The organism is Alphaproteobacteria bacterium (assembly GCA_030680745.1).
Classification (GTDB): Bacteria; Pseudomonadota; Alphaproteobacteria; order JAUXUR01; family JAUXUR01; genus JAUXUR01.
Window position 1 is genome coordinate 1 of sequence record JAUXUR010000048.1, and the last position, 24,876, is coordinate 24,876.

The window sequence follows — 24,876 nt, forward strand, 5'->3', positions numbered from 1 at the left end:
ACGAAAACATGATGGAGATCCAGGACCAATAGTTATGTGGAAGGGATTACGTGCCCTATATGAACATATTAAGGCTCGCGAAATATTTCAAAATACATTTGGTCATACTTATGGGTAATGATATGGCCGCGGGACGTAGGAAGGGGGTATGTTTATACTTATGGGTAATGATATGCCCGCAGGGCGTAGCAAGGGGAGCGGGTAGTTACGATTAAGATTACCATGAAAATTAATATCATGGCATTCCTCTATACCTACGTTGTCCTCTATTATGCTCAGCTCTTTCATACTCTTGAAGTAGCGCTTTTAGTTGAGGTATCGCCTGGAACAAATTGTAGAACGAGTCTTTGCTTTTGTATCGCTCAATATTTGCGCTATTTTCAGGATAGATCTTAAGATAACCATTGAGAAAACTATCCGCAATTAAATGTACCCGAGGAGCCAAACTTATGATTTTTTGAATGTCCGAAGAAGCTTCATGGGAAGTATACTGATCCCAATCTTGCCCACTTAGAATCCCTTTCAATTGATTTATTTTTGCAGGAGAGAAATCTTCGTAAAAATTTTCAGCATACTCACTAGGCCAGTAATCTGTGAACCAGAATTTACCATCATTGTAGTCGTCAGGTTTTATATTTCTTGGTCTTCCACCTTCAAGCAAATTTTTCAGTGCATTCCAAAATTCTGGCGATGAAAATTCGTCTCTAGATTGATTTATACCGCGTCCGGCCTTATCTTGTTTAGATATTCCCTCTATATCGATCCAACTTATCCTCTGTGTTGCTTTATCGTAAAAAAGATTATCAGATTTATCGTCATTATGGCGTATCAAGCTTCGATTATTCTCTGTTAGGATTTTATCCAGCGCTCCATATTGTTCACCGATTGCTGTCAACATTTCCTTTATTTCTTGATCTGTCATATTACCCATGTCTCTGATAACTTCCTTCATTAATTTTCCTTTGGCTTTTTCTTGGATCTCAATGACATTTTGCGAAACTATAAAAGCATCTTCTGCAACGATTATTTTTGGAATAACAACTTGACGATCTTTTGCCATTTGGTTGAGTCTATGAATAAATGCCTTGTCTGAATCAGTCTGCATATCATTTAGATTAGATTGATTTACAAAGACCTTTAATACCTTTCCAACAGCGCCATCTTGTATCAAAATGACGTCGGCAGCTTCGGCACCGCCATATGCTATAACATTTGTGATATAAGCAGCATTGCCTATTTTTCTTAATCTTTTAGCTTCATTCAAAATAGCAAGAATTTCAGGAGAAGCTCGATAGGCTCTTGGATTATCATTTGCTACTTGAATATTCAAATTGTCATTAGATGGAACTAAATTACCATCCATTTCATTTAGATACGCTAAAAGAATGTTGCCATGTGGCGTCTTAACAGGGGCATTTTGGATGTATTCAAGTGCCTTAGCTCTTTGTGTCGGATCGAGAGATCTTAAGTATATTTTTGCATTAGCTAATGAGTAAGAAGACCCTGACTTTGCAGCAAAATTACGTTGAAGACCTGTCCATACAGCTCCTTTGAAATCCATTTGATGGACCCATTGGATAATACCCTTTAGATATGGTGTGAGTTCTCGACGCAGAGCGCCACCGCCATCAATATCAATTTCTCCATTCCGATCAATAGAATACGTACCTTCTACGGTTACTTGCTCGCCCGTAAATGCATTGATTTGATTGATGCGAAACTTCCGAGCTGCACGATTAACATAATCAATATAATCAGATTTAGTTCCCTCACGTTTTCTCAATTCTCCTATAACTTTATCGAAATTGAGGCCATTATTATCCTTAATAAGCAAGTATTGTGTCTGCACATCCATACCAGGATAATCTACATTGCTGGGTTTTCTTTGATTACTGTCCGATTTTGGATCAACAACAAGTGTAAGGCGACCATCCTGACTAATACGCGTAAAAGCAACAGGAAGAGTTGGGCCGCCCGACACAAACTGACCATAGATACCCAAATCACCAGGATTTCCGATTAAGGAACCCCATCCTAAAACAGCAACATGTGCAGGAGCTGCTATAGCCTGACCACACCAAAGAATTATACCCAGAAACAAAATATAGATCGATCGATGCCCAAACATAATATTCTCCTTGTTTTTAAGCTAAATTTACACTTATTATTTGCATTTATTGACAGAATTATTACACCATTATATAAATATTATATTTTTTTTATTAAAAAATTATTAATTTAAGAAGAAAATCTTTTTCACTGCCATTGTTTCCCTGGACACGCTGAAGCAAAGCTTCATGCGTAGATCCAGGGCCCAGACTAAAATTCATGCTCGTAAGAGCATGTCTTTAAAGGAGGCGTTATAATTACCGATAATACGGGTTTGTTAGATACTTCAAGAGAGCATCGCCATCGGGCGTGTTAACAGGGGCATTTTGAATATATTCAAGTGCCGTCGCTTTTTGTTGAGGATTAAGAGAATCTAAATGCTCTTTTGCTTTATTTAAAGAGTATGAATATCCTGTTTTATCACGAAAATTGCTCTGGAGACCTGTCCATACAACGCCTTTTAAATTTTGTTGATAGATCCAGCTGATAATGCCTTTTAAATATGGCTCGAGTTCTCGACGCAGCGCTCCTTCAGCATCAATATTAATTTTTCCATTCTGATCAACAGAATACGTACCTTTTACAGTTACTTGCTCGCCAGTACGTGGACTAGTTTGATTTATGCGGAACTTTTTTGTTGTACGATTGACATAATCAATATAATCAGATTTTGTTCCTTCTCGTTTTCTCAGTACAGCTATGATTTCATTGAAATCAAGATCCTCTCTGTCTTTTATAAGCAAATACTGTGTCAGTACATTTGCACCAGGATAATTTGCATTACTGGGTTTTCTTTCAGGACTGTCTGATCGTGGATCAACAACAAGTGTAAGACGACCATCCTGACTAATGCGTGTAAAAGAAACGGGAAGGTTTGGGCCTCCTGGTACAAACTGACCATAAACACTCAAATCACCAGGATTCCAGATGAGGGAACCCCACCCCAAGACAGCAACATGTGCTGGAGCTGCAATGACCTGGCCACACCAAAGGATTACACCCAGAAATAAAACATAGATAGATCGATATTTAAACATGATATTGCTCCTTTTTTAAGTAATTTTTAAGATCATAGTTCTGTTATTAATTATACAAATTTTTGGTTAAAATATAGTTAACTATTTGAAAATAAAAATGTTATTTTTATCCTAACCCCACGTTCAGCTGCGTTACATTTGATTGTCAATAAAAAACTGTAATGATGTGGACAATTGGTAACATAGATTGCCATTTTATGGGTGGCTTTATTGACAGAACTTAAAATTATGCGATAATTTTATAGATCTTAAAAAACGCAGGATTTTATCAATGTCACTTAAACGAATTTTACCTTTTGTTTTTCTTTCAATTTCAAATTGTTATGTAGAAAATACTCATGCCGCAGGTATCGCTATTATTGAACAAAGTATTAGCGGTTTTAAAACTGGCTATGCAGGTGCAACAACCTCTATTGATGATGCAAGTGCTATTGTATTTAATCCTGCCGCTTTAAGTCGTCTTAAAGGAACGCAATTTATGGGTGGTGCGCATATTTTATCACCATCAACGAAATATGAAGACCAAGGCTCAACAATTTATGGTCGTTCTTTAAGGCCGCTATCAAAAGATAGTGGTGGGGATGCTGGTAAAACAGCCTATATTCCTAATTTTTTTGCAAGTCATCAAATAAGCGATAAATTATATGCTGGATTTGGCATTTTTGCTCCTTTCGGTCTTGGGATTGACTATAAAAAAACGTGGGAAGGTCGTTATCATGGCACCAAAAATGACATGGCGACATTAAATATTAATCCATCCATTGCTTATAAAGTACATGACAAATTAACTTTTGGTGTTGGGCTAAGCGCAGAATATGTAAAAGCAACGCTTGAAAGTGCCATTGATTTTGGTGGTATTGCAGCAAGCAAAGGTTTAGGAAGTGCCTCACAAACAGCCGATGGTTATGTAAAAATTACAGGTGATGATTGGGGCTTTGGATTTAACGCAGGTGTTTTATACGAACCTACTGAAGATACACGTTTTGGACTTTCTTATAGATCAACAATTTGTTCTGAATTAAGCGGTAAAGCCGTCTTTAAGCGCTCACCTATTGGTGATGTCATCAACCAACGATCTGGGATGTTTAAAAATACGGGTGTTAATGCATCTATCACCTTTCCAGAAGCTGTAATTGCTGGTTTTTATCATAGATTCAGCCCAAAATGGGCAATTATGAGTGATGTTCAATATACGCATTGGCGTCGATTAAAAGAATTACGTGTTCGCTTTAAAAATCCTGTTCAACCCGACGACGTTTCACCTATGAAATGGAAAGGTGTTTTTCGTGTTGCAGGTGGTGCACATTATTACTTAAACGATTCTTGGACATTTGGTGTCGGTGGTGGATTTGATAAATCACCCGTACCCAATGAGCATCGCACTGCGCGTATTCCTGATAGTGATCGCGTATTTTTAAATGCAGGTTTAAGCACACGTATTTATGATACACTTTTCTTTGATCTATCTTATGGTCACCTCTTTTTTAAAAAAGCAGGCATCGACTTAAAACATGAAACTAAAGGTAATTTAAAAGGTCGCATCAAGACCAATGTTAATATCTTAAGTGCAGGCTTACGCTATAAGCTTTAATAACTCCTGCTCAGCCTATGGGCAAATTCATCGTCAGGCTTTCACCTTCCGGTACTCATGTACTTTAGTACACTCCGTTCCGGTCTTCAGCCTTTCTAGACTTTGCCACATAATCTGAACAGTTGAACGGAGAACAAAAAAAATTTCTGAGGTCCTTCATCTTTTTTCAAAAAGACAATTTAGGACCTCTTGATTTTTTGTGACAATCGGGTGAAAATCAATGAAACTTCCTATCTTATCAAAAAGGGTGACCATGAATTTGAAAACAGAACAAAAATTTTCTTGGCCTTGGGAACAATCTTATCCCGAAAATGTCAGCTGGCATGAACATTTGCCTACAGGTCCCCTTTATGAAATTTTAGAAAAAAGCGTTCTAAAATATGGCACACATCCTTGTGTTGAATTCATGGGTAAAGAATATACATATAATGAAATAGGGCATTTGGTTCAAAAGGCTGCTAAAGGGCTGCAAGAAATTGGCGTCAAAAAAGGCACAAAAGTTGGCATTTTCTTACCCAACACGCCTTATTCCGTTATATTTTATTACGCAACACTTCGCATTGGTGGCATTGTTGTCAATTTTAGCCCTCTTTACGTACAACGCGAAATCATTCCACAGATCAATGATTCTGAAACCGAAGTTCTTGTAACGTTAGATCTTAAAACGCTATTTGATAAGGTTTCAGATTTACGTGGTTCAACACATCTTAAAAAAATTGTTGTTTGCTCGATGGGTGACATTTTACCCTTCGCTAAAAGCCTTGCTTTTAAAGCATTGCATTTTGGTGATATTGCAAAATTTACGCCAAGTGATTCATTAATTCCTTGTCGTAAAATTTTCGATAATGACGGTAAATTTACAGAAGTCCCTGTGTCTGATAAAGATATTGCCGTGTTACAATATACCGGAGGTACAACAGGCATCCCCAAAGGCGCCATGCTTACCCATAGCAATCTTTATGCAAACACCGTTCAATGCGAATTGTGGTGTGGAAAACTTGCTTTAGGGCAAGAACGTATGCTTGGTATTTTACCACTTTTCCATGTGTTTGCCATGACAGCCGTCATGAATGTTGCATTGAAGATTGGCGCTGAAATTATTTTAATGCCGCGTTTTGAGCTTAAAAGTCTTTTAAAATTAATCCACCAAAAAAGACCAACTGTTTTCCCCGCAGTGCCCACAATTTTTACAGCGATTAATCATTCCAAATCACTGGATAATTATGATTTATCATCGCTTAAATTGTGCATTTCAGGTGGTGCACCTTTGCCTGTTAGTGTCAAACGAACATTTGAAACAAAAACGGGATGTAGCTTAGTAGAAGGTTATGGATTAAGCGAAACATCACCTATTGCAACAGCAAATCCATTTTTTGGGATTAATAAAGAAGGCTCGATTGGCATTCCAGTGCCTGGCACAATTATTGAGATTCGAGACCCAGAATATCCTGATAAAGTTTTACCTATTGGCGAAAAAGGTGAGATTTGTGTTCGTGGACCTCAAGTCATGGCAGGCTATTGGAAACGTGAAGACGAAACAAAACTTTGCCTCAAAAATGGTCTATTATATACAGGTGATATTGGATATATGGATGAGGAAGGCTATGTCTTCGTTGTCGACCGTATTAAAGACGTCGTTATTTGTGGCGGCTTTAATGTGTATCCACGTCAAGTTGAAGAAGTAATTTTGCTCCATCCGTCTGTTCAAGAAACAACAGTCATTGGCGTGCCTGATGAATATCGTGGGCAAACAGTCAAAGCATTCGTTATTGTTAAACCTGGCGAAAAAGCAACAGCTGATGATATTTTTTCTTTCTTAAAAGACAAACTATCACCTATCGAAATGCCCAAGCACATAGAGTTTAGAGATGAATTACCAAAAACCATGGTTGGTAAACATTCTAAAAAAGAACTTGTTGCTGAAGAAGCAGCAAAATACCATAAAAGAAAGGCTGAAGAAGCCGAAAAAACACCTATATCTAGTTAATAGGCTTATCATTCCATCTTATGGTCACTTATTGCTAAGTGACCAATTTTTACTTTTGTAGTCTTTTTTATTTATCCGGAGGAAAAAATGCGTAACGTAGTAATTTCGGCTTTTGTGAGATCACCCTTTACACTCTCGAAACGAGGCGCTTTGGCCAAAATGCGTCCTGATGATATTGCAGCGCAAGTCATCCGCGGACTCATTGAACGCACAAAAGTAAATGTTCAAGATATTGAAGATGTCATCGTTGGTTGCGCTTTCCCTGAAGGTGAGCAAGGTTTTAACGTTGCACGTATCATAAGCTTATTAGCTGATTTACCGCTTCATGTTGGTGGTATGACTGTCAATCGTTTTTGTGGATCCTCCATGCAAGCCATTCATGATGCGGCAGGCGCCATTCAAATGAATGCTGGCGAAGTCTTTATTTGCGCTGGTGTTGAATCCATGACACGCATTCCCATGGGTGGTTATAATCCAATGCCTAATCCAACCCTTGCCAAAGATAAACCAGAAGCTTACATGGCGATGGGCATAACAGCCGAAAACGTTGCACAACGTTACCAAATTTCACGCAAAGCACAAGAAGAGTTCTCTGTCATCAGTCATCAAAAAGCAACAAAAGCTGATCAAGACGGTAAATTCAAAGACGAGATTATTCCGATACGCGTCGGCAACACGATAATTGATCGTGACGGTTGTATTCGTCCTGAAACAAGTGCTGAAATCCTATCAAAACTTGATTTAGCTTTTGATCAACAAGGAACAGTAACTGCGGGCACGTCTTCACCTTTAACAGATGGTGCGTCTGCCGTTCTTGTTTGTTCTGAAGATTACGCCAAAAAACATAATTTACCGATCCTTGCACGTATTAAAAGCATTGCAGTTGCTGGTTGTGGTCCTGAAGTTATGGGTATTGGTCCTGTTGAAGCCACACGTAAAGCATTGAAACGCGCTAATCTAACCGAAAAAGACATTGATATCGTTGAAATCAATGAAGCTTTTGCATCTCAATCTTTGGCATGTTTGCAAGACCTTATGATAGACCATAAAAAAGTGAATTTAGATGGTGGTGCAATTGCATTAGGTCATCCATTGGGGGCAACTGGCGCACGTATTACCGGAAAAGCTGCACAATTATTGAAACGTGAAGGCAAAAAATATGCGCTTTCAACGCAATGTATTGGTGGCGGTCAAGGTATTGCCACGATTTTGGAGGCTGCATAATCATGGCCATTCAAAAAGCAGCCGTTATTGGCGCAGGTGTGATGGGGGCTGGTATTGCAGCCCATATCGCAAATTCGGGAACGCCCGTTATTCTTCTTGATATTGTGGCGCCTAATAATCCTAATCGTAATGCAATTGCAGAATCAGCTGTTCAAAAATTATTGAAAACAGATCCTGCCCCTTTTATGCATGCAAAATGTGCAAAATTGGTACAGACAGGCAATATCGAAGATCATCTTGATTTATTAAAAGATGTTGATTGGATCGTTGAAGCTGTCATTGAAAAAATTGAGATCAAACAAGATCTTTATAAAAAAATTGATGCGATTCGCAAAGCAGGATCGATTGTTTCATCCAATACATCGACGATTCCACTCGAAAAATTAACGACAGGCTTAAGCGATCGTTTTAAAAACGATTTCATGATCACACATTTTTTCAACCCACCGCGTTATATGCGCCTTTTGGAAATCGTGAAGGGCAAAGAAACGCGAACGGATGCCATTGAAACAATGCGTGATTTTGCTGATCGGAAGCTTGGCAAGGGTGTTGTATTCTGTAAAGATACGCCTGGTTTTATCGCTAATCGTATCGGCACCTATTGGATTCACCACGCAGCAACTTTAGCGCTTCAACAAAATATCCAAATTGAAGAAGCTGACGCTCTTATTTCACGTCCTATGGGTATCCCCAAAACTGGTGTTTTCGCATTAATGGATCTTGTTGGCCTCGATTTAATGCCGCATGTTTTATCCAGTATGCGCGCGCAATTGCCGAAAGAAGATGCATTTTCTGATTTACCGCCAATGCCAGAACTTATCAACAAAATGATTCAAGATGGGTATACAGGTCGTAAAGGAAAAGGTGGTTTTTACAGACTAACCACTATCGATGGTAAAAAAGTTAAAGAATCAATCGATCTTCAAACAGGCTCTTATCGTAAAAGCACGAAACCAAAATTAGCAGCGATTGAAGCTGGTAAAGATAATTTACGCAACCTTTTGTTAACAAATGACAAATATGGTTCTTATGCGTGGAAAGTTTTATCGGACACACTTCTTTATGCGTTGACACTTGTACCAGAAACAGCTGAAACAATTGTTGAAATCGATGAGGCTATGCGTTTAGGCTATAATTGGAAATATGGTCCTTTTGAGCTTTTAGATCGAATAGGTGCATCTTGGTTCCGCGATAAAATTAAAGCTGAAGGTCGCACGATCCCTGCACTCCTTGAAAAAGTAGGCACCAATAGTTTTTACCAAATCCAAAATGGTATTCAATACTTTGATGCTCAAAAAGGCTATCAGCCACTAAAACGTGCTGAAGGCGTCTTGCTTCTGTCTGATATTAAAAAATCATCAAAAGCACTCGCTTCAAACGAATCAGCAAGTCTTTGGGATATTGGTGATGGTGTTACGTGTCTTGAATTCACGAGCAAAATGAATTCAATTGACCAAAACACCTTTGATATGATTCAAAAAGCGATTGATATCACCAAAGAAAAATACAAAGCCTTGGTTATTTATAATGAAGGCGCGCATTTTTCGGCGGGTGCAAATATTGGCATGGCGTTATTTGCCGCAAGCATGGCAATGTGGCCAATGATTGAAGATTTCGTGGCCAATGGTCAGAAAATATACAAAGCATTAAAATACGCACCTTTCCCAGTTATTGGCGCACCATCAGGTATTGCTGTTGGTGGCGGTTGTGAAATCCTGCTTCATTGTGATGCTGTTCAAGCGCATGCTGAAACCTATATGGGTCTCGTTGAAGTCGGTGTTGGTTTGGTCCCAGCTTGGGGCGGTTGTAAAGAAATGCTCACGCGTTCATACCTCAACAAAAAACGTGCGCAAGGGCCGATGCCTGTTGTTGTACCGATTTTTGAAATGATCGCAACGGCAAAAGTCGCAAAATCCGCTTATGAAGCTCAAGAAATGCTTTATTTACGTGAAACTGATATCATCACCATGAATCGTGATCGTTTATTGGCTGATGCGAAAAAACGAGCCCTTGAAATGGCCTCCCATTATAAAGCACCTTTATCTGCTGATATTGTATTGCCTGGTCCAACTGCTAAAGTTGCCATGGAAATGGCTGTTGGTGATTTCCATAAAAAAGGCGTTGCAACCGATTATGATGTTGTTGTTGCTGAAAAGCTTTCAACAATTTTAAGTGGCGGTGCAACCGATATCACAGAAACCATTACAGAGGATCAATTGCTAGCCCTAGAGCGTGAAGCTTTTATGCCGCTTGTTCAAGATCCACGCACTTTAGCCCGTATTCAACAAATGTTGGAAACAGGCAAACCACTTAGAAACTAGATATAACATTAACTGCTCAAATAGTAAGACAAAGCTTATGGAATATACAGATTTAACGTAATTGCTCATTCCCCCCTCCTACGCCCCGCGGCTTGTCCGCGGGGTCCATGCTAAAAAGGGAAATGATAAATATTTGTCGGATCTTTTCTAAAGCTGTATGGATCCCGAGGGACAAGCCACGGGACGTAGGAAGAAGGGGAATTAATTTCAAAAATTCTCTCTCCTCGAGAAAGTATAAAAAATTACTTCAGCATAGGGTTGGGGTGAGTAATTACGATTTAACAGCGAATTTGTACATAAGATGAGCAGTTATAGTTATTTAAATTTATGCGCAGACAAGGAATGACGCGCGAAGCGTATTCTTCATACGTGAGCAAGAAATGACGAAGTATCCGCGTGAAGTTAAACAACTATAAAATTAAAGGAACGTAAAGAAATGCCAGTATATAATGCCCCACTCGAGGATATTTTATTTATTCTTAATGATGTCGTCGGCATAGCCGATTTAAGTAAGCTTAAAGGCTATGAAGACGTAACGCCAGATTTGGTACAGTCGATTTTAGAAGAATGCGCAAAGCTTTGTACGAATGAGATTGCACCTTTAAATTTATCCGGCGATCAAGAAGGGTGTCATTTCGAAAACGGTATTGTACGCACCCCCAAAGGTTTTAAAGAAGCCTATAAGCTTTTTATTGATGCTGGTTGGCAAGCGCTTTCAGGTGATAAGAATTATGGCGGGCAAGGCATGCCAAAATCTATGGATTTTACGGTTAGCGAAATGCTTTGTGGCGCTAATTTATCCTTTTCAATGTACCCAATGCTGACACATGGTGCTTATGAAGCGCTTATTAATCACGGTACAGATGAGCTTAAAAAAACTTATTTACCAAAGCTTATTGAAGGTTCTTGGTCTGGCACAATGTGTTTAACAGAACCTCATTGTGGTACAGATTTAAAATTATTACGTACAAAAGCTGTGCCCCAAAACGACGGTTCTTATAAAATTACTGGTACTAAAATATTTATTTCAGCAGGCGAACATGATTTAACGGATAATATTGTCCATCTAGTCATTGCACGCACACCTGATGCCCCTGAAGGCATTAAAGGGATTAGTCTTTTCATCGTCCCTAAATTTATGCCTAAAGCAGATGGTACTTTAGGGCCACGTAATGGTGTTTATTGTGGTTCTATCGAACATAAAATGGGGATTAAAGCATCTTCGACTTGCGTCATGAATTTTGATGAAGCCCAAGGCTATTTGGTCGGCAATCTTAATGAGGGCATGAAATGCATGTTCACCATGATGAATGCTGCACGTTTAGGCGTTGGTATGCAAGGGTTGGGCCTCGCCGAAGTCGCCTATCAAAATGCGGTGGTCTATGCCAAAGAACGCTTACAAGGTCGTTCTTTAAGTGGTGTTAAATGCCCTGAAAAACCAGCCGATCCACTTATTGTCCATCCTGATATCCGCAAGATGTTATTAACCATCAAATCTTTTGTGGAAGGCGCACGCGCCCTTGCCTATGATGTTGCCTATCACATTGATATATCAATGCTTCATGATGACCCTAAAATACGTGAAGAAGCGGATGATTACGTGTCGTTAATGACACCCGTTATCAAAGCCTTCTTAACAGATTATGGTTTTGAATCCACCAATCTTGCACTTCAAGTTTTTGGCGGCCATGGCTATATCGTTGAACATGGTATGGAACAATTTGTCCGTGACGCCCGTATTAGCCAAATTTATGAAGGCGCCAATGGTATTCAAGCCCTTGATTTGGTTGGACGTAAATTGTCTCAACATAGTGGACGTCTCATGCGTCAATTTTTTCCAATTGTCGATCAATTTATACGTGATCATAAAGAAAATCCAGGCATGGCTGATTTTACACAACCTCTGGCCGATGGACTTTCAAAATTGCAGCAAGCAACCATGTATGTTGCCCAAAAAGGCATGATGGATAAAGAAGAAGCAGGCGCTGCTGCAAGCGATTATTGTCGTCTTTTTGGCTATGTTGCACTCGCGCATATGTGGGCAAAAATGGCTAAAGTATCACTTGAAAAAATGAATGGCGAGAACCCCGATTTTTATCGCAATAAATTATCAACCGCACGTTTTTACATGAGCCGCATGATGCCAAATTGCGGGGCTTTGTTAACCTCCATTCAAGCAGGCAAAAAGTCAATTATGGAATTGTCGGAAGCGGCATTCTAATAATTAAACTAATTTACTTGATCAGGGTTGCAAAGATAATTCTATAGTCGATTGACTTGAGAAGTAGACAAGGAACAACGAGCGAAGTGTATCCTTATATACATGAGTGAGACGTGACAATGTATCCTTCCAAGGTCTATCGATTATAATCGTGCAACCCTATTACAATTTAAATAGTTCTATATGAAATAAAAACATTCTCTTTTTTCTTTTTTTATATTAAAATTATAAGTGAAGCTATACCTTGATCTACTAAATGTTTACACTTTTATGAATAGTAAATGTAAATATTTTCATGGTCTTATAGTAAAAAAAACAATGGGAGATCATCATGAAAAAAATTTGCGTATTATCACTGCTTGGGCTTTTATTCATCAATACAACTAGTTTTGCTGTAACGCCACTACCACCATCAACTATTGCACCCTTACCACCAGTAGATCAAAAATATGCGTTAAGTGCAGCCGATAAAGCAAAATTTGTAAAAGTACAATTAGAATATATGCAGGTTAAAAAATCCTGCAATACAGCGATTCAAAATGTTAGAATTGCTGACAAAAGAAAAAGAGATAAAGTTCTTGGCGTGGTAGGTGTTAAAACTTCTACAGAAAAAGCAAGATTAGCATCAATTGAAAAGCTAAATACACTTGCAGGAAAAGTTGATCAAGATATGGATAGTATAGAGCATTTATATCAAAAAGTACTCGCCAGAGTTGACAGACCAATGAAAGCTCAAGTTACAGCAACTCAAGAATTAAACACGTTTTTAAGCGCATTTGGAAAGCTGAAAACAAATTGTAAAGAATTAGAAACTTTACCTAAATAAAATACTGCGTTTGCAAATATGTGTATCATGTGATCCTGAACGTCTTCATAGCATTGATTCAAGGCGTTCAGGGAAATCGTTATTAATGAAACAATTTTTGATATAAAAATATTTATTTTTAGATAAGTTTCAGCGTACTTTTTTAAAATTTGCAACAATAAATTCCTTTGTCTCTCTTTTAAAATCAATTGATTATGATATAATTAATCTGATTAAAGTTATGAAGGAAAATCATGCAACCCTGTGAAGAGCGAAAAATTCAACTCCCTGGGTTTACGATTGGACTTAAAATCTGGAATCCTCAAAATAGTCACCTTGTTTTATGTCTTCATGGAAAACTAGATAATGCAGCAAGTTTTGATTTATTAGCCCATTTTTTACCAGATGTTCAATTAGTTGCTGTCGATTTTCCTGGAACAGGATTATCGAGTCCTTATCCTAAAGGCGTTCTTCCACATTGGAAAAATGATGCTTTTTTAATGCTTCATTTAATCAAAGAGTTAAAATGGAATCGTTTTGATATTATTGCACATTCATTGGGATCATTATCCGCCTCAATAATAGCTATTGCGTGTCCAGACCAAGTAAACAAATTAGTGTTTCTTGATATTTTGGGACCACGTATTGATTTTATTGAAAAGGGAACAACTTATCTTTTGACTGATATTGATAATTTTATAAACCACACCAAATTTCCAAGAACAATATTTCAAGATTTAGAATCCGCCATTCAAAAACGCATGAAAAGTGGAAATATAAGTTATCAAGCTTCACAAGCTTTGGCCTTAAGGGGTACAACAAAATCTAAAGAGGGGTATATTTGGACTTTTGACCGTCGATTACGATCTGTCGCTTCAACGCTTCCTTATGAAGACGAATTACGTACAATGTTTAATGCGATTGTTGCACCGGTTTGTCTTATTCGTGCCAAACAAGGTGTACCTTATCCTGAAAAAATTTTTCAAGAACGCGCACAATCACTTAAGAATCTAACCATTCACGAATTACCAGGTGGTCATCATATCCATATGGATGATCCAAAACCTGTAGCAAAACTTATTTCAGCGTTTTTAACCTAAATGCTTTTGAAATACCTACTTACTAGTTTTCTAACTTCAAATCTCTGTAGAAATTTTAATGGGCGTCTAATTATTAATGGCGCCTAATTTAAGAAGCACAATTTCATCTTCATCTATTTTCCAAATATACGCAAAAAGTATTAAAAACTTTTCCATTTTAAACTTAATGACACGTACTTGTGACAAATCTGCCTTCTTTTCTTGACCAATAGATGGATTTTTAACAATCTCTTTAACCGCCTTATCAAGATCTTTTTTTTGATTCAAATGGAGCTTTTTTATACTCTTTTGAAAGCTTAGAGTTTGCTTTATTTTCATCAGGATTCATGAAATTGATATTCTGTTGTAAGCCCTAATTTATCTTCCTCAATACTGAGTAAAATTCCTTTAATGTCATCAAAAGAAAGATCTGGATTTTCTTCAGCAATTTTACCAATACGTGCCCAATAAGCAATTTGTTTCGATATAGATCTCTCATAAACACTTGAATAAGCTTTAGCTTCTTTAAAAATATCATCAGGAATATTAACTGCAACAGACATGATACTTACCTCCATATAATATTAATACACAACATATTGTTGTGATTTGCAACATTCTAAACATTAACTAAATTTAAACAATTTTTCTGCTTCAATATCTGAAGCATCTTTATTTTCTTTAATAAGCATTTGAATTTTAGGCAATTGTGTATCCCACAAAGAAATTTGATCAAGCGCAAAAAGTTGATTCTGTGACATCAAAAATAATGTAACCATTAATAAGATTCTTTTATTCATAATGCATTTCTTTTTTTTTTAATATTTTATGTTAATACACATTTACGTTTTAATTAATTGATAAAGCTTTTTTTTCACAAAAACCACAAGAAGCATAAGCTTCTTGCGGAACATTTTTTGTATTTTTTCTTTATTCAGCTGGAGCAGCTTGTTGTGTCGGTGCAGCTTTACTTTTTTTACCACCACCTAATAAACTAGATACACCTTTTTTTGCCTTCTTTAAAAGACCACCTAGAAACAATGTTGCTGCCGCATCATGGGGTGTTCCTTTTGCATTATGGCTACCACCTACAGCCTCCATAGTGCCATCATCATAATGTTGTACATCAATTGTATGACTGCTTTTACCAACTACTTTTTTAGCAAGTACAAGACCTGGTTGTGCAAAAAAAGCGATTGCTGATAGAATGATAAGTGTTTTTTTCATATTTTTGTTTCCTCAATTGAAATGCTATCTTGATTATTCTGACATGAACTCATTACTATAAACAAGATAGATGTTGCAAAATAAAAATCTTAAAAACAAAATATCTAAAGCATGAGAAAACATAGAATTCAAAAAATATAAAATATACAACAGGTAAAATAAAAAATAAGGGCAGAAAAAAATGCATGATCTAGGACATTTTATGAGCGGCAAAAGAATTTCTGGCAAAGGGAATCGATCTTTTCCAGTGATGAACCCTGCCAAAGGAGAGATCATTAGACATGTCACCTTTGCAACCAAGCAAGAAATTGACGAAATAGTTCAAAATGCCCAAAATGCCTTTCCAAAATGGGCAGAAACACCACCTGCAACGCGCGGTAAAATTCTTTCAAAATTCAAAAATCTTTTGGAAAACCATGAAACCGAAATTGCAACCCTTATTGCAGAGGAACATGGAAAATCAATTCTTGAAGCAAAAGGATCTTTAGCACGTGGGCTCGATGTGCTTGATTATGCAAGCAATATCGCGGCTCATTTAAAAGGTGATCATCTTGAAAATGTTGGACGAAACATTGATTGTTATTCCATGCGGCAACCCATTGGCGTTTGCGTTGGCATTACACCTTTTAATTTTCCCGCAATGATTCCTTTATGGATTGGATCCATTGCGATCGCCTGTGGCAATGCTTTTATTTTAAAACCATCTGAACGTGATCCGTCCTGCCCCTTACGGATTGCAGAACTTGCCTATGAATCTGGTATTCCTGAAGGCATATTCAATGTTGTTCAAGGTGATAAAGAAGTTGTTGATATATTATTGGCGCATCCGATTGTTAAAACAATAAGTTTTGTAGGCCAAACCGAAACAGCACGTTATATCCAAGAAACAGGCATTCATTATGGCAAACGCGTCCAAGCTTTTGGCGGCGCAAAAAATCATATGCTGATTATGCCCGACACAGATTTAGAGCAAACAATTGATGCACTTGTTGGCGCCGCCTATGGTTCAGCGGGTGAAAGATGTATGGCCATTTCAGTCGCCATGCCTGTTGGGGATCAATTAGCTGATAAGTTGGTCGCAGGCTTAAGTGCAAAAATAAAAAATCTTAAAATTGGCCCTTATACAGATCCTGATGCTGAAATGGGACCACTTATTAACCAAGCACATCTTGAAAAAGTAAAAAACTATATTGATCAAGGCATTAAAGATGGCGCCAAACTTGTAGTTGATGGACGTTCTTTTCAACACCCGACTGAGCCAAAAGGCTATTTTTTAGGCGGCTGTCTTTTTGATCATGTACAACCTAATATGTCTATTTACAAGCACGAAATCTTTGGTCCAGTTTTATGCATTGTTCGCATCAAATCCTATGAAGAAGGATTACAGCTTATTAATAGTCACCCTTATGGGAATGGGGTTGCTCTTTACACACGTGATGGGGATACGGCGCGTGATTTCTGTAATCGCGTTGAAGCGGGCATGGTTGGTATTAATGTGCCAGTGCCAGTGCCAGTTGCACAACAAAGTTTTGGTGGCTGGAAAAATTCCTCTTTCGCAGATATTGGGATGCACGGCATGGAGGGCATTCGCTTTTTTACGAAACTAAAAACCGTCACCGAAAGATGGCCTTCTGGCATTCGAAAGGGCGTCGAATTTTCGCTGCTTACAACTGAACACAAGTAAACTTTTTCGAAACTCTACTACTGTGGATGATTGATGCGTCGTTTCGGTACTCAGATCCTCATGTATAAAGGATACACTGCGGTCTTCCGTGCCGAACCTCCTATCACTCACCTCACATTAGCGAGTTTCGTAAGAAGTTTAATACAATTATAAAAATATACCCAAACTATTTCAAAGTGTGGGTAGGAAAATGAGTGGTAAGGACCGCGGAGTGTATTCTTCATACATGAGCAGGCCGAATCCCGAAATTTGACGACCTCCACAATTGGAAATAGAAAGGGTAAAAATGACGAAAATAGGATTTATTGGTCTAGGACATATGGGACAACCTATGTGCCTCAATCTCCTTAAAAACAAGCATCAAGTAAAAGTATATGATCTCGTCAAAGAAACTGTTGATCATCTTGTAAATCATGGCGCTCTAAAAGCAAATGATCTTGCCGATATTGTTGACGATGTTGATATTGTTATTTCCATGTTGCCTGAAGGTAAACATGTATCTCAAGTTTATTTTGGTGAACACGGACTTCTTAGCCATGCTAAAAAACCTTTATTTTTTGCGGATTGTTCAACCATTGATGTTCAAACAGCTCAAAGTATAACTCAAAAAGCAAAATCTTTAGGTCATCAAATAGTTGATGCCCCTGTTTCAGGTGGCGTTAAGGGTGCTGAAAATGCAGCACTCACCTTTATGGTAGGTGGTTCTTTATCTGATTTTGAACACATCAAACCTATTTTAGCACAAATGGGTAAAAATATTTTTCATGCTGGCGATAATGGGATGGGACAAGCTGTCAAAATATGTAACAATTTAATGTTGGCTATCAACATGATTGGCACGAGTGAGGCTTTTGCTTTGGCTGAAAAATTAGGTCTATCTAAAGAAAAACTCTTTGAAGTCGCCTCAACATCATCCGGTCAAAGCTGGTCTTTAACAAGCTACTGCCCAGTTCCAGGCCCATTACCTGCTTCACCCGCTAACTTTGGATATAAAGCGGGTTTTACGGCCCAAATGATGCTGAAAGATTTGAAACTTGCCAATATTCTTTCTTCTGAAATTCAACTGCCTTTAGGTCAAAAAGCAATGGATCTATATGAAAGTTTCTGTGCTGACAATAATGCAGGCTTGGATTTTTCAGGGATATATTTGAAAATTGCTGCAAACAAAAAATAAGCGCCTATCCTATGGGCAAATTCGTTGTCAGGTCTGCGCATTCCAGTGCTCATGTACTTTAAGTACAAGCAGCTATGGTTCTCGTCCTTTCTAGACTTTGCCTCATAATCTAGGCGCTTGTCCAGAATCTATTTAAATATAAGAAGAACACGTAAACATTAAAAAAAAAGGGAAAATAAAATGGCCGCGATCGAAGCAAAATTAGGCATTAAAACTCAAAATGAAAAAGATTTAATTATATCCATTGATAATTTATTAACTAAAGGGCAATTTTTTATCGCTCAAGATCTTTCACAATCTGCCATTGAACAATTCCCTGACAATATAGAATTTAAAAAATTAAAAGCCAGAGCATTATTAGAAGCAGGTGCCTTAGAAGAAGCGCGCGCCCTTATCGAACCATTAAGTTCGCATTCTTTATTAGATCGGGATCTTCTGCTTAATACCGTCAACAAACTTAGTGGTTTTTTTGAATCTTTCAAAGATTTCGATAAAAATGCACCCAAATGGGAGACCCTAAAAAGTATCGCCGAATTATCAGTAGCGTTAGCCCAAACAGGTGAAATGGCCCAAAATGCCTTATCCGTTGACATTGAATCTTTGAGTTTACTAGCGCACATATACAAGAATATCTGGCTTCGAAGCCAAAAAGATGAACATTTTCAGCGTCTTCACAAAACATATCATCAAGCCTATCAGCAAAGCCCCCAATTATCCTTGGGTGTTCAAGCTGCCATATCTAGTTTTGTGTCAGGTGAAAAAGCGAAAGCGCTTGATATATTGCGCGAATCTCTTGATAAAACAAGCTTAACCCAAGAAAATGCGTCTGATTATTGTTTGGCCTCTCTTTTAATGGACGATCAGATGATGGCCGAAAAAGCCATTAAACTTAAATCCTCTTTTTATGAGAAAAATTTTTCTGAACGCACTAAAATGCGACGTGAAATTAAATTACTCGAAAAATATAAAATTAAAATTCCCTCTATTGTCCAAGATATTTTAAAGCCGCCCGTTATTGTTGGATTTACAGGCCATATGATTGATGCGCCGAATAGAAGCGCGCCTCGTTTCCCCGCTTTTATCGAGCCTCAAGTAAAAATAAAAATGCAGGAAGTATTAAGCGATATTAAAGCAGAAATTGGTTATTCTTTAGGCGCTTCAGGCGGCGACATTATTTTTCTTGAAACAATGCTTGAACGCGGTGGCGAAATCAATATGATCATGCCATTTGCAACGCATGATTTCATCGAAGCCTCCATTCGTTTCGCAGGCAATTCATGGGTAACGCGCTTTAACCATTTGTTAAAATTAACCCATAATTTAATTTTTGCGACTGAAGAAAATTATTTAGGGGATGATGATTTATTTCAATTCGCAGGTTTATTATTATTTGGCGATTCAATATTACGTGCACAAACATTGGAAGCCGAGCCCTATTTATTAGCACTTTGGGATGGCAAACAATCAGGTCTTGTGGGCGGTACATCTGATCTTATCAACAAATGGGACAATAAAGAAACGCTCAAAATTATTGATCTGAGTAAAATTCGAGAAAATACAACGCCACCCAAATATTCAAGCATTGTCCATGAATACAAGCCAGAACTCGTTATCAATGAAAAAAGACGCGTTATTAAAACAATGCTTTTTTCAGATGTCGTTGGTTTTAGTAAATTACAAGAACATCATGTCCCTGGTTTTATTGCTTTCATGCAAGATGTCGCCAAACATCTTTTTGATTCAAGTCAAAATCCGTCTTTTATCAATACCTGGGGTGATGCTATTTTTGCTGTTTTGGATGACGCGCAATCAATGGCAACTTACGCGCTCGCCCTTAAGGAAGCCTTACATAAAGCAGGCTTTAAAGATTATGGATTACCCACAAAATTATCTTTGCGCATCGGCCTTCATGCAGGTCCCGTTTACGAAGACAAAGACCCCATTACAGGACGTGTCAATTATTATGGTGGACACGTAAACCGTGCAGCGCGCATCGAACCCGTGACAGTACCAGGTCGCGTTTATGCGAGTGAGCAATTTATTTCACTTTTAGCGTCAGAAGAAGCAGGTCTTCAATTACGCGCTAAAGAAATAGGCGAACATGTTGATTTTCCATGGATGTATGAATATGTAGGCACAATGTCACTCGCTAAAAAATTCGGAGAGCAAAAAATTTATCATTTAACTGAACGTGAAAGTTAAGTATTTTCATTCTGAACATTTTTAGTTATATTTGACGATCTATTAAGGAATGAAAACAATGCAAAAAATAACGATTTTTTTACCTGAGATTAAACTTGTTGGTATTACAACAAGGACGAATAATAAAGCTATGTTTGAACGCGATCCTTCAATTAACAAAATTGCGGCATTAGTTCAAAAATACTTTCATAATGGATTATCAACAAAAATTACCAATCGTCAAAAACCAAACACGACCTATTGTGCTTATACGGATTACGAATCAGATCATCATGATGACTTTACCTATTTTATTGGTGAAGAAGTAAGTTCTTTTGATAATCTTCCAAAAGAATTCACAGCATTAACCATACCAACCCAAAATTATGCAAAATTCACTAAAGGTCCAGGACCTATGCCTGACATTTGCATTGATCTATGGCAAAACATCTGGCAAATGAATCCCAAAGATTTTGGTGCGCCAAGAAGCTATCAAACAGATTTTGAGATTTATGATGAACGCGCACTTGACCATCAACACGTTGTTTTTGATATTTTTATTGGGATTGATGCATAAAATATAGGGTGTGTTAGCAATTCGCGAACACACCACTGAAGACATAAATCATATTTTATTCACATTCTATCATCATAATATAAAGACTTATCCTTAAGAGGAAGAGAGCCACCAATCGATCCGCCACTTACGTCATCTGCTTGAAACGCTATAACATTAAACATCGTCAAAGCGATTAACAGAATTTTTTTCATTTTTTATCCTAACTTATACCTAAATAATCTAAAACTACTGTTTTGCAATCTACCGAACAATTTTTATTTTTATGATAGAAATTATCGCCATACACCTTTGTTTTCCTGGACACGTTGAAGCGAAGCTTCATACGTAGATCCAGGATCCAGAAAAAAGTACATGCTCGTAAGAGGATGACTCTATTATATAAAAACATGTCATGATCTTCGATCATGTTTTTTGATCTGGACCCTGGATCCGTGCTCGAAGCTTTGCTTCAACGTGTCCAGGAAAACAAAGGTGTTTTTCATAAAAATTACGCTTCATCCTCCGAAGACTGAAATGGCACATATCTAGAATACCAACTTCTTCGTTTATGTTTTTTTTGCGATAACCTATCTGTTAATTCTTTATGTGTCTCATCAATACGTTTCGTTTTTGTATATTCTAAATAACAACGCACGAAAGTATCGTTTGCACCATATTTATAAAGCCGTTGCACAAATTTTTCACGCAAAGCATTTTCATCATGTGTAGATAATTGATGTGGCATTTTAATTTCACAACCTTGTCCTATGCTTTCTTCCATTATTTCTTCTATCGTTTTTTTACTTTTAATTTCTCCACCATCAAATTCTTCCATTTTCAACTGATTCGACACATCAACTTTATATGCCTGATGAAGCGTTTTCAGATCATGATTGTGCTGACATAAATGTGTACATGAATAATAAGCTTCATAAAACTTAAACCCACCCAGCCATATAGCAAATCCTGCTACACCACCTACGCCCACGCCTATATCAACCCAATAAGTAGCATTTAACATACTCGCCATCACATTGCCAAGTGCATAACCGCCGACAAGCCCCGATATTTCAGTTGCACATAAAGAACCAAAATTTCGTGCTGTAAACCCGATAACACAGGCCGCTTTTCGTACTTTTGTATGATTTTTCGATTCTATTTTTTCTTCAACTTGCTCTAATGAACGTCCAATCCAATATAATTCAGCATCTTTATCATCAGGCACACCTTCTTCAATATAATCTGAAAATAAACCACTTATGACTTTTTGCGCCATTTGATTGCCTCGAATATATGAACCATCGACATCTTGATGATCATGTGCATCATAAAACAATTGCGCATAAGGATGCAAAGGATTATAAGATATCGCCATTTTATACCCAAGCGCTACCATATACATTAATTTTTCAGCCTCTTTTAAATGTCCTTTAAAGTGTAATTTTTTAATAGCAAAATTATCAAGCTGCAATGCAATATTAAAAATTTTTTGCGCCTTTATTATATTATCATCCCCTGGTTCAAGCGCAAATTTATCATCATGATCAACATGTATTTCTATATCATCACCATTTTCATCTAATTCATGATGTATATTGTCATTTTTGAGATGTGAATCTGAATGATAAAAAGGGTTGATTTTATTAAATCCACCAACAACCACATTGGAAAATCGTTTAATAATACCCTCTTTGTGTTGAGGCTTTATATGATATAAATGTTTTTGCAATGCTTCATTTTTTGCTTCAATACGATCATTTCGCGTTATCTTTCGATAAATTTCAACAAATCTTTTATCAGCTGCACTTCCTCCATAAAGATGTTTTAAATAGTCATTATTTATTTCTTCTCTTTTTTTATTCAGCAGATGATCTGTATATTGCAACACATCAATATCATCATTTTCTTCTTCATCTACTGACTGATCATCATTTTTATTTTTTTTTGATTTCGTTAATTTATTATAAAGTTCAATAAATTTTTTATCTTCTTCCGTTTTACCATAAAGATGTCTTAAATAATCGGTCTTCAAAAATTTTTGTTCTTCTTTGGATAATTTTTGATGCCCTATTAGTTTCCCTAAATTTTCATTATCTTGGATTACTCTTTGCGCCAGCAAATCATTTTCTAAATCAAAATCTGAGTCCTTATGACATCTACCAAAGCAATTCCGCCACCCAGATGCCTCATCTTCATTAACAGCTTTATCAAAGAGCTCAATAAATTTTTCATCTTCTTCACCGTTACGATAACGATGTATCAAGTAATCAGTTTTTAAATTATTCTTTTCTTCTGTTGATAATTTTTGATGACGTATTAGTTTTTCTAAATTCTTATTGTCTTGAACTATTTTTTCCTCAATCGGATCAAGATCTAAATTTTCTTCAGAAGATTTTCGACATAATCCAAAACAAGCACAACAGCCTGAATCTTCTTCATCTAAATCTAGAGCTACATCTTCATTTTCATTAAATGCTTTATTTAATTTTTCGACATTTTTTTTATGATTGCGTCTTTCTTTACACCTATTAAACATCATATAAAGCTGTAAACTTGCAACCCATTCAATGCTGCCAACCACAGCACCGGCGCAAAGACCAACAATGATTAAATATTCCTGATTCAACGTTACAGCAAGTGCACGACCCGCACCATAACCTGTCGCTAAATTACCCCCTACAAATGCAATTAAAGAAGCAAATTCTTTTGCTGAAAGCGTTGCACAAGATATTTTTTGTTGCTTGGCTAATAAATCCTGCCCATCTAACGTAAATTGTGTTTTTTCAGCAGAGCGTGCCAACCAAAAAGCCTGCATGACATAATCATCAGGCACATCATCTTGAATACCATCCGTATAAAGCCCACTAATTGCGACCATTGATTTTGGATCACCTTCCACAGGAAGGCCATGATCATCTGAAGGATGTCGGTGCGCCTCATAAAACAATTCAGCAAGAGGATGTGCACGGTAATATTCTACAACCATTTTATAGCCAGCTGAAATCATATGCAAAAGCTCTTCAGCTTCCTCAACAAACCCCTTAAAATATAGATCCTTAATAGCGAATAAATCTAACAACAATGACATTTTAAATATTTTTTCAGCTTTATCTTGCAGCGAGTCCAAAGGATTTACTTCAAGTTCAGCCAAATTTATATTAAAATCTTCCTTTGATTTCTCAGCATTAATGCTATTAATAAAAATAATAAAAAAAACAAAACATACTAATAAATTAATTTTTTTAATATTCATTAAAGAACCTCCTAAAAAAATATCTTTATTTAGTGTAGCACCTATATTTTTTTTAAAATATTTTTTAAATGAAGATCTATATTTTTGGCAGTTACAATTAAATTAGGGGCTGTTGACATTTGACTTAATAAAATGAACGCAAGTTCGTCATTGCGAAAATAGCCGAGCGGTACGTAAGGCTGCTTGTGGCAATCCACACTTTTTACTACAACATCCACAAATATAGATTACCACGTACGCCCTCGTGCCTAAGCACTCAGGCATTCTTCTAATGACCAAGGCTTAAGATGTTGATAAAAAGTCATTTTTTTTGACATCATTTTCCGGTTTTCTTAACAGCACATATCCCAACGATTGAGCACGCGACATTATATTTTTTAAAACTCTGTCTTTGTATTTTTGCTCATAATAATCTGCGCCCAAA

At 37.1% G+C, this 24,876-nt stretch carries 18 protein-coding genes and 1 pseudogene; 11 read left to right on the top strand and 8 right to left on the bottom strand.

The window, feature by feature from the left end; translation table 11 throughout:
• Positions 1-235: 235 nt before the first annotated feature.
• Together Q8L85_05425 and Q8L85_05430 are read right to left on the bottom strand one after the other, a co-directional pair.
• Positions 236-2,128 (bottom strand): hypothetical protein, encoded by a 1,893-nt coding sequence (locus tag Q8L85_05425; GenBank protein MDP1724125.1) that lies wholly within the window; start codon positions 2,126-2,128, stop codon positions 236-238.
• Between the two features lie 238 nt (positions 2,129-2,366).
• On the bottom strand, positions 2,367-3,146 hold the full coding sequence (locus Q8L85_05430; protein ID MDP1724126.1) for a hypothetical protein: 780 nt from the start codon (positions 3,144-3,146) through the stop codon (positions 2,367-2,369).
• 271 nt (positions 3,147-3,417) lie between these two features.
• Between Q8L85_05430 and Q8L85_05435 the strand changes: the two genes are divergently transcribed.
• The 7 genes from Q8L85_05435 (at position 3,418) to Q8L85_05465 (ending at position 14,395) form a co-directional block, all read left to right on the top strand.
• Positions 3,418-4,737, top strand: coding sequence for an outer membrane protein transport protein (locus Q8L85_05435; GenBank protein ID MDP1724127.1), 1,320 nt, complete (start codon positions 3,418-3,420; stop codon positions 4,735-4,737).
• 253 nt (positions 4,738-4,990) lie between these two features.
• The gene (locus Q8L85_05440) at positions 4,991-6,724 is read left to right on the top strand and encodes a long-chain fatty acid--CoA ligase (protein MDP1724128.1); all 1,734 of its coding nucleotides are present in this window, start codon (positions 4,991-4,993) and stop codon (positions 6,722-6,724) included.
• A gap of 87 nt (positions 6,725-6,811) precedes the next feature.
• On the top strand, positions 6,812-7,948 hold the full coding sequence (locus Q8L85_05445; protein ID MDP1724129.1) for a thiolase family protein: 1,137 nt from the start codon (positions 6,812-6,814) through the stop codon (positions 7,946-7,948).
• 2 nt (positions 7,949-7,950) lie between these two features.
• A complete protein-coding gene (locus tag Q8L85_05450) occupies positions 7,951-10,269 on the top strand; it encodes a 3-hydroxyacyl-CoA dehydrogenase NAD-binding domain-containing protein (protein ID MDP1724130.1) in 2,319 nt (772 codons plus the stop codon).
• Positions 10,270-10,705: 436 nt separating this feature from the next.
• The gene (locus tag Q8L85_05455; GenBank protein MDP1724131.1) at positions 10,706-12,490 is read left to right on the top strand and encodes an acyl-CoA dehydrogenase C-terminal domain-containing protein; all 1,785 of its coding nucleotides are present in this window, start codon (positions 10,706-10,708) and stop codon (positions 12,488-12,490) included.
• A 331-nt stretch (positions 12,491-12,821) separates the two neighbouring features.
• Positions 12,822-13,316: a hypothetical protein gene (locus Q8L85_05460; GenBank protein ID MDP1724132.1), complete on the top strand. Its 495-nt coding sequence runs from the start codon at positions 12,822-12,824 to the stop codon at positions 13,314-13,316.
• A 233-nt stretch (positions 13,317-13,549) separates the two neighbouring features.
• The gene (locus Q8L85_05465) at positions 13,550-14,395 is read left to right on the top strand and encodes an alpha/beta hydrolase (protein MDP1724133.1); all 846 of its coding nucleotides are present in this window, start codon (positions 13,550-13,552) and stop codon (positions 14,393-14,395) included.
• A gap of 55 nt (positions 14,396-14,450) precedes the next feature.
• Here the strand turns inward: Q8L85_05465 and Q8L85_05470 are convergent.
• From Q8L85_05470 to Q8L85_05485, 4 genes and pseudogenes are all read right to left on the bottom strand, one after another.
• Positions 14,451-14,713, bottom strand: a pseudogene (locus Q8L85_05470) (type II toxin-antitoxin system RelE/ParE family toxin).
• Positions 14,713-14,937 (bottom strand): hypothetical protein, encoded by a 225-nt coding sequence (locus Q8L85_05475; GenBank protein MDP1724134.1) that lies wholly within the window; start codon positions 14,935-14,937, stop codon positions 14,713-14,715. Before Q8L85_05475 ends, Q8L85_05470 begins: the two are co-directional and overlap by 1 nt.
• Before the next feature lie 63 nt (positions 14,938-15,000).
• Positions 15,001-15,174: a hypothetical protein gene (locus tag Q8L85_05480; protein MDP1724135.1), complete on the bottom strand. Its 174-nt coding sequence runs from the start codon at positions 15,172-15,174 to the stop codon at positions 15,001-15,003.
• Positions 15,175-15,304: 130 nt separating this feature from the next.
• A complete protein-coding gene (locus Q8L85_05485) occupies positions 15,305-15,601 on the bottom strand; it encodes a hypothetical protein (GenBank protein MDP1724136.1) in 297 nt (98 codons plus the stop codon).
• 181 nt (positions 15,602-15,782) lie between these two features.
• Between Q8L85_05485 and Q8L85_05490 the strand changes: the two genes are divergently transcribed.
• The 4 genes from Q8L85_05490 (at position 15,783) to Q8L85_05505 (ending at position 21,217) form a co-directional block, all read left to right on the top strand.
• Positions 15,783-17,285: a CoA-acylating methylmalonate-semialdehyde dehydrogenase gene (locus Q8L85_05490; protein MDP1724137.1), complete on the top strand. Its 1,503-nt coding sequence runs from the start codon at positions 15,783-15,785 to the stop codon at positions 17,283-17,285.
• Between the two features lie 286 nt (positions 17,286-17,571).
• Complete coding sequence (gene mmsB / locus Q8L85_05495) at positions 17,572-18,459, top strand: 3-hydroxyisobutyrate dehydrogenase (GenBank protein ID MDP1724138.1); 888 nt, start codon at positions 17,572-17,574, stop codon at positions 18,457-18,459.
• Positions 18,460-18,639: 180 nt separating this feature from the next.
• Positions 18,640-20,661, top strand: coding sequence for an adenylate/guanylate cyclase domain-containing protein (locus tag Q8L85_05500; GenBank protein MDP1724139.1), 2,022 nt, complete (start codon positions 18,640-18,642; stop codon positions 20,659-20,661).
• A 58-nt stretch (positions 20,662-20,719) separates the two neighbouring features.
• Complete coding sequence (locus Q8L85_05505; GenBank protein MDP1724140.1) at positions 20,720-21,217, top strand: GyrI-like domain-containing protein; 498 nt, start codon at positions 20,720-20,722, stop codon at positions 21,215-21,217.
• Positions 21,218-21,276: 59 nt separating this feature from the next.
• Here Q8L85_05505 and Q8L85_05510 read toward each other — a convergent pair whose 3' ends face one another.
• Positions 21,277-21,411 (bottom strand): hypothetical protein, encoded by a 135-nt coding sequence (locus Q8L85_05510; GenBank protein ID MDP1724141.1) that lies wholly within the window; start codon positions 21,409-21,411, stop codon positions 21,277-21,279.
• 296 nt (positions 21,412-21,707) lie between these two features.
• Entirely contained in the window at positions 21,708-24,452 is a 2,745-nt protein-coding gene (locus tag Q8L85_05515; GenBank protein ID MDP1724142.1) for a hypothetical protein, read from the bottom strand.
• Between the last annotated feature and the right edge of the window lie 424 nt (positions 24,453-24,876).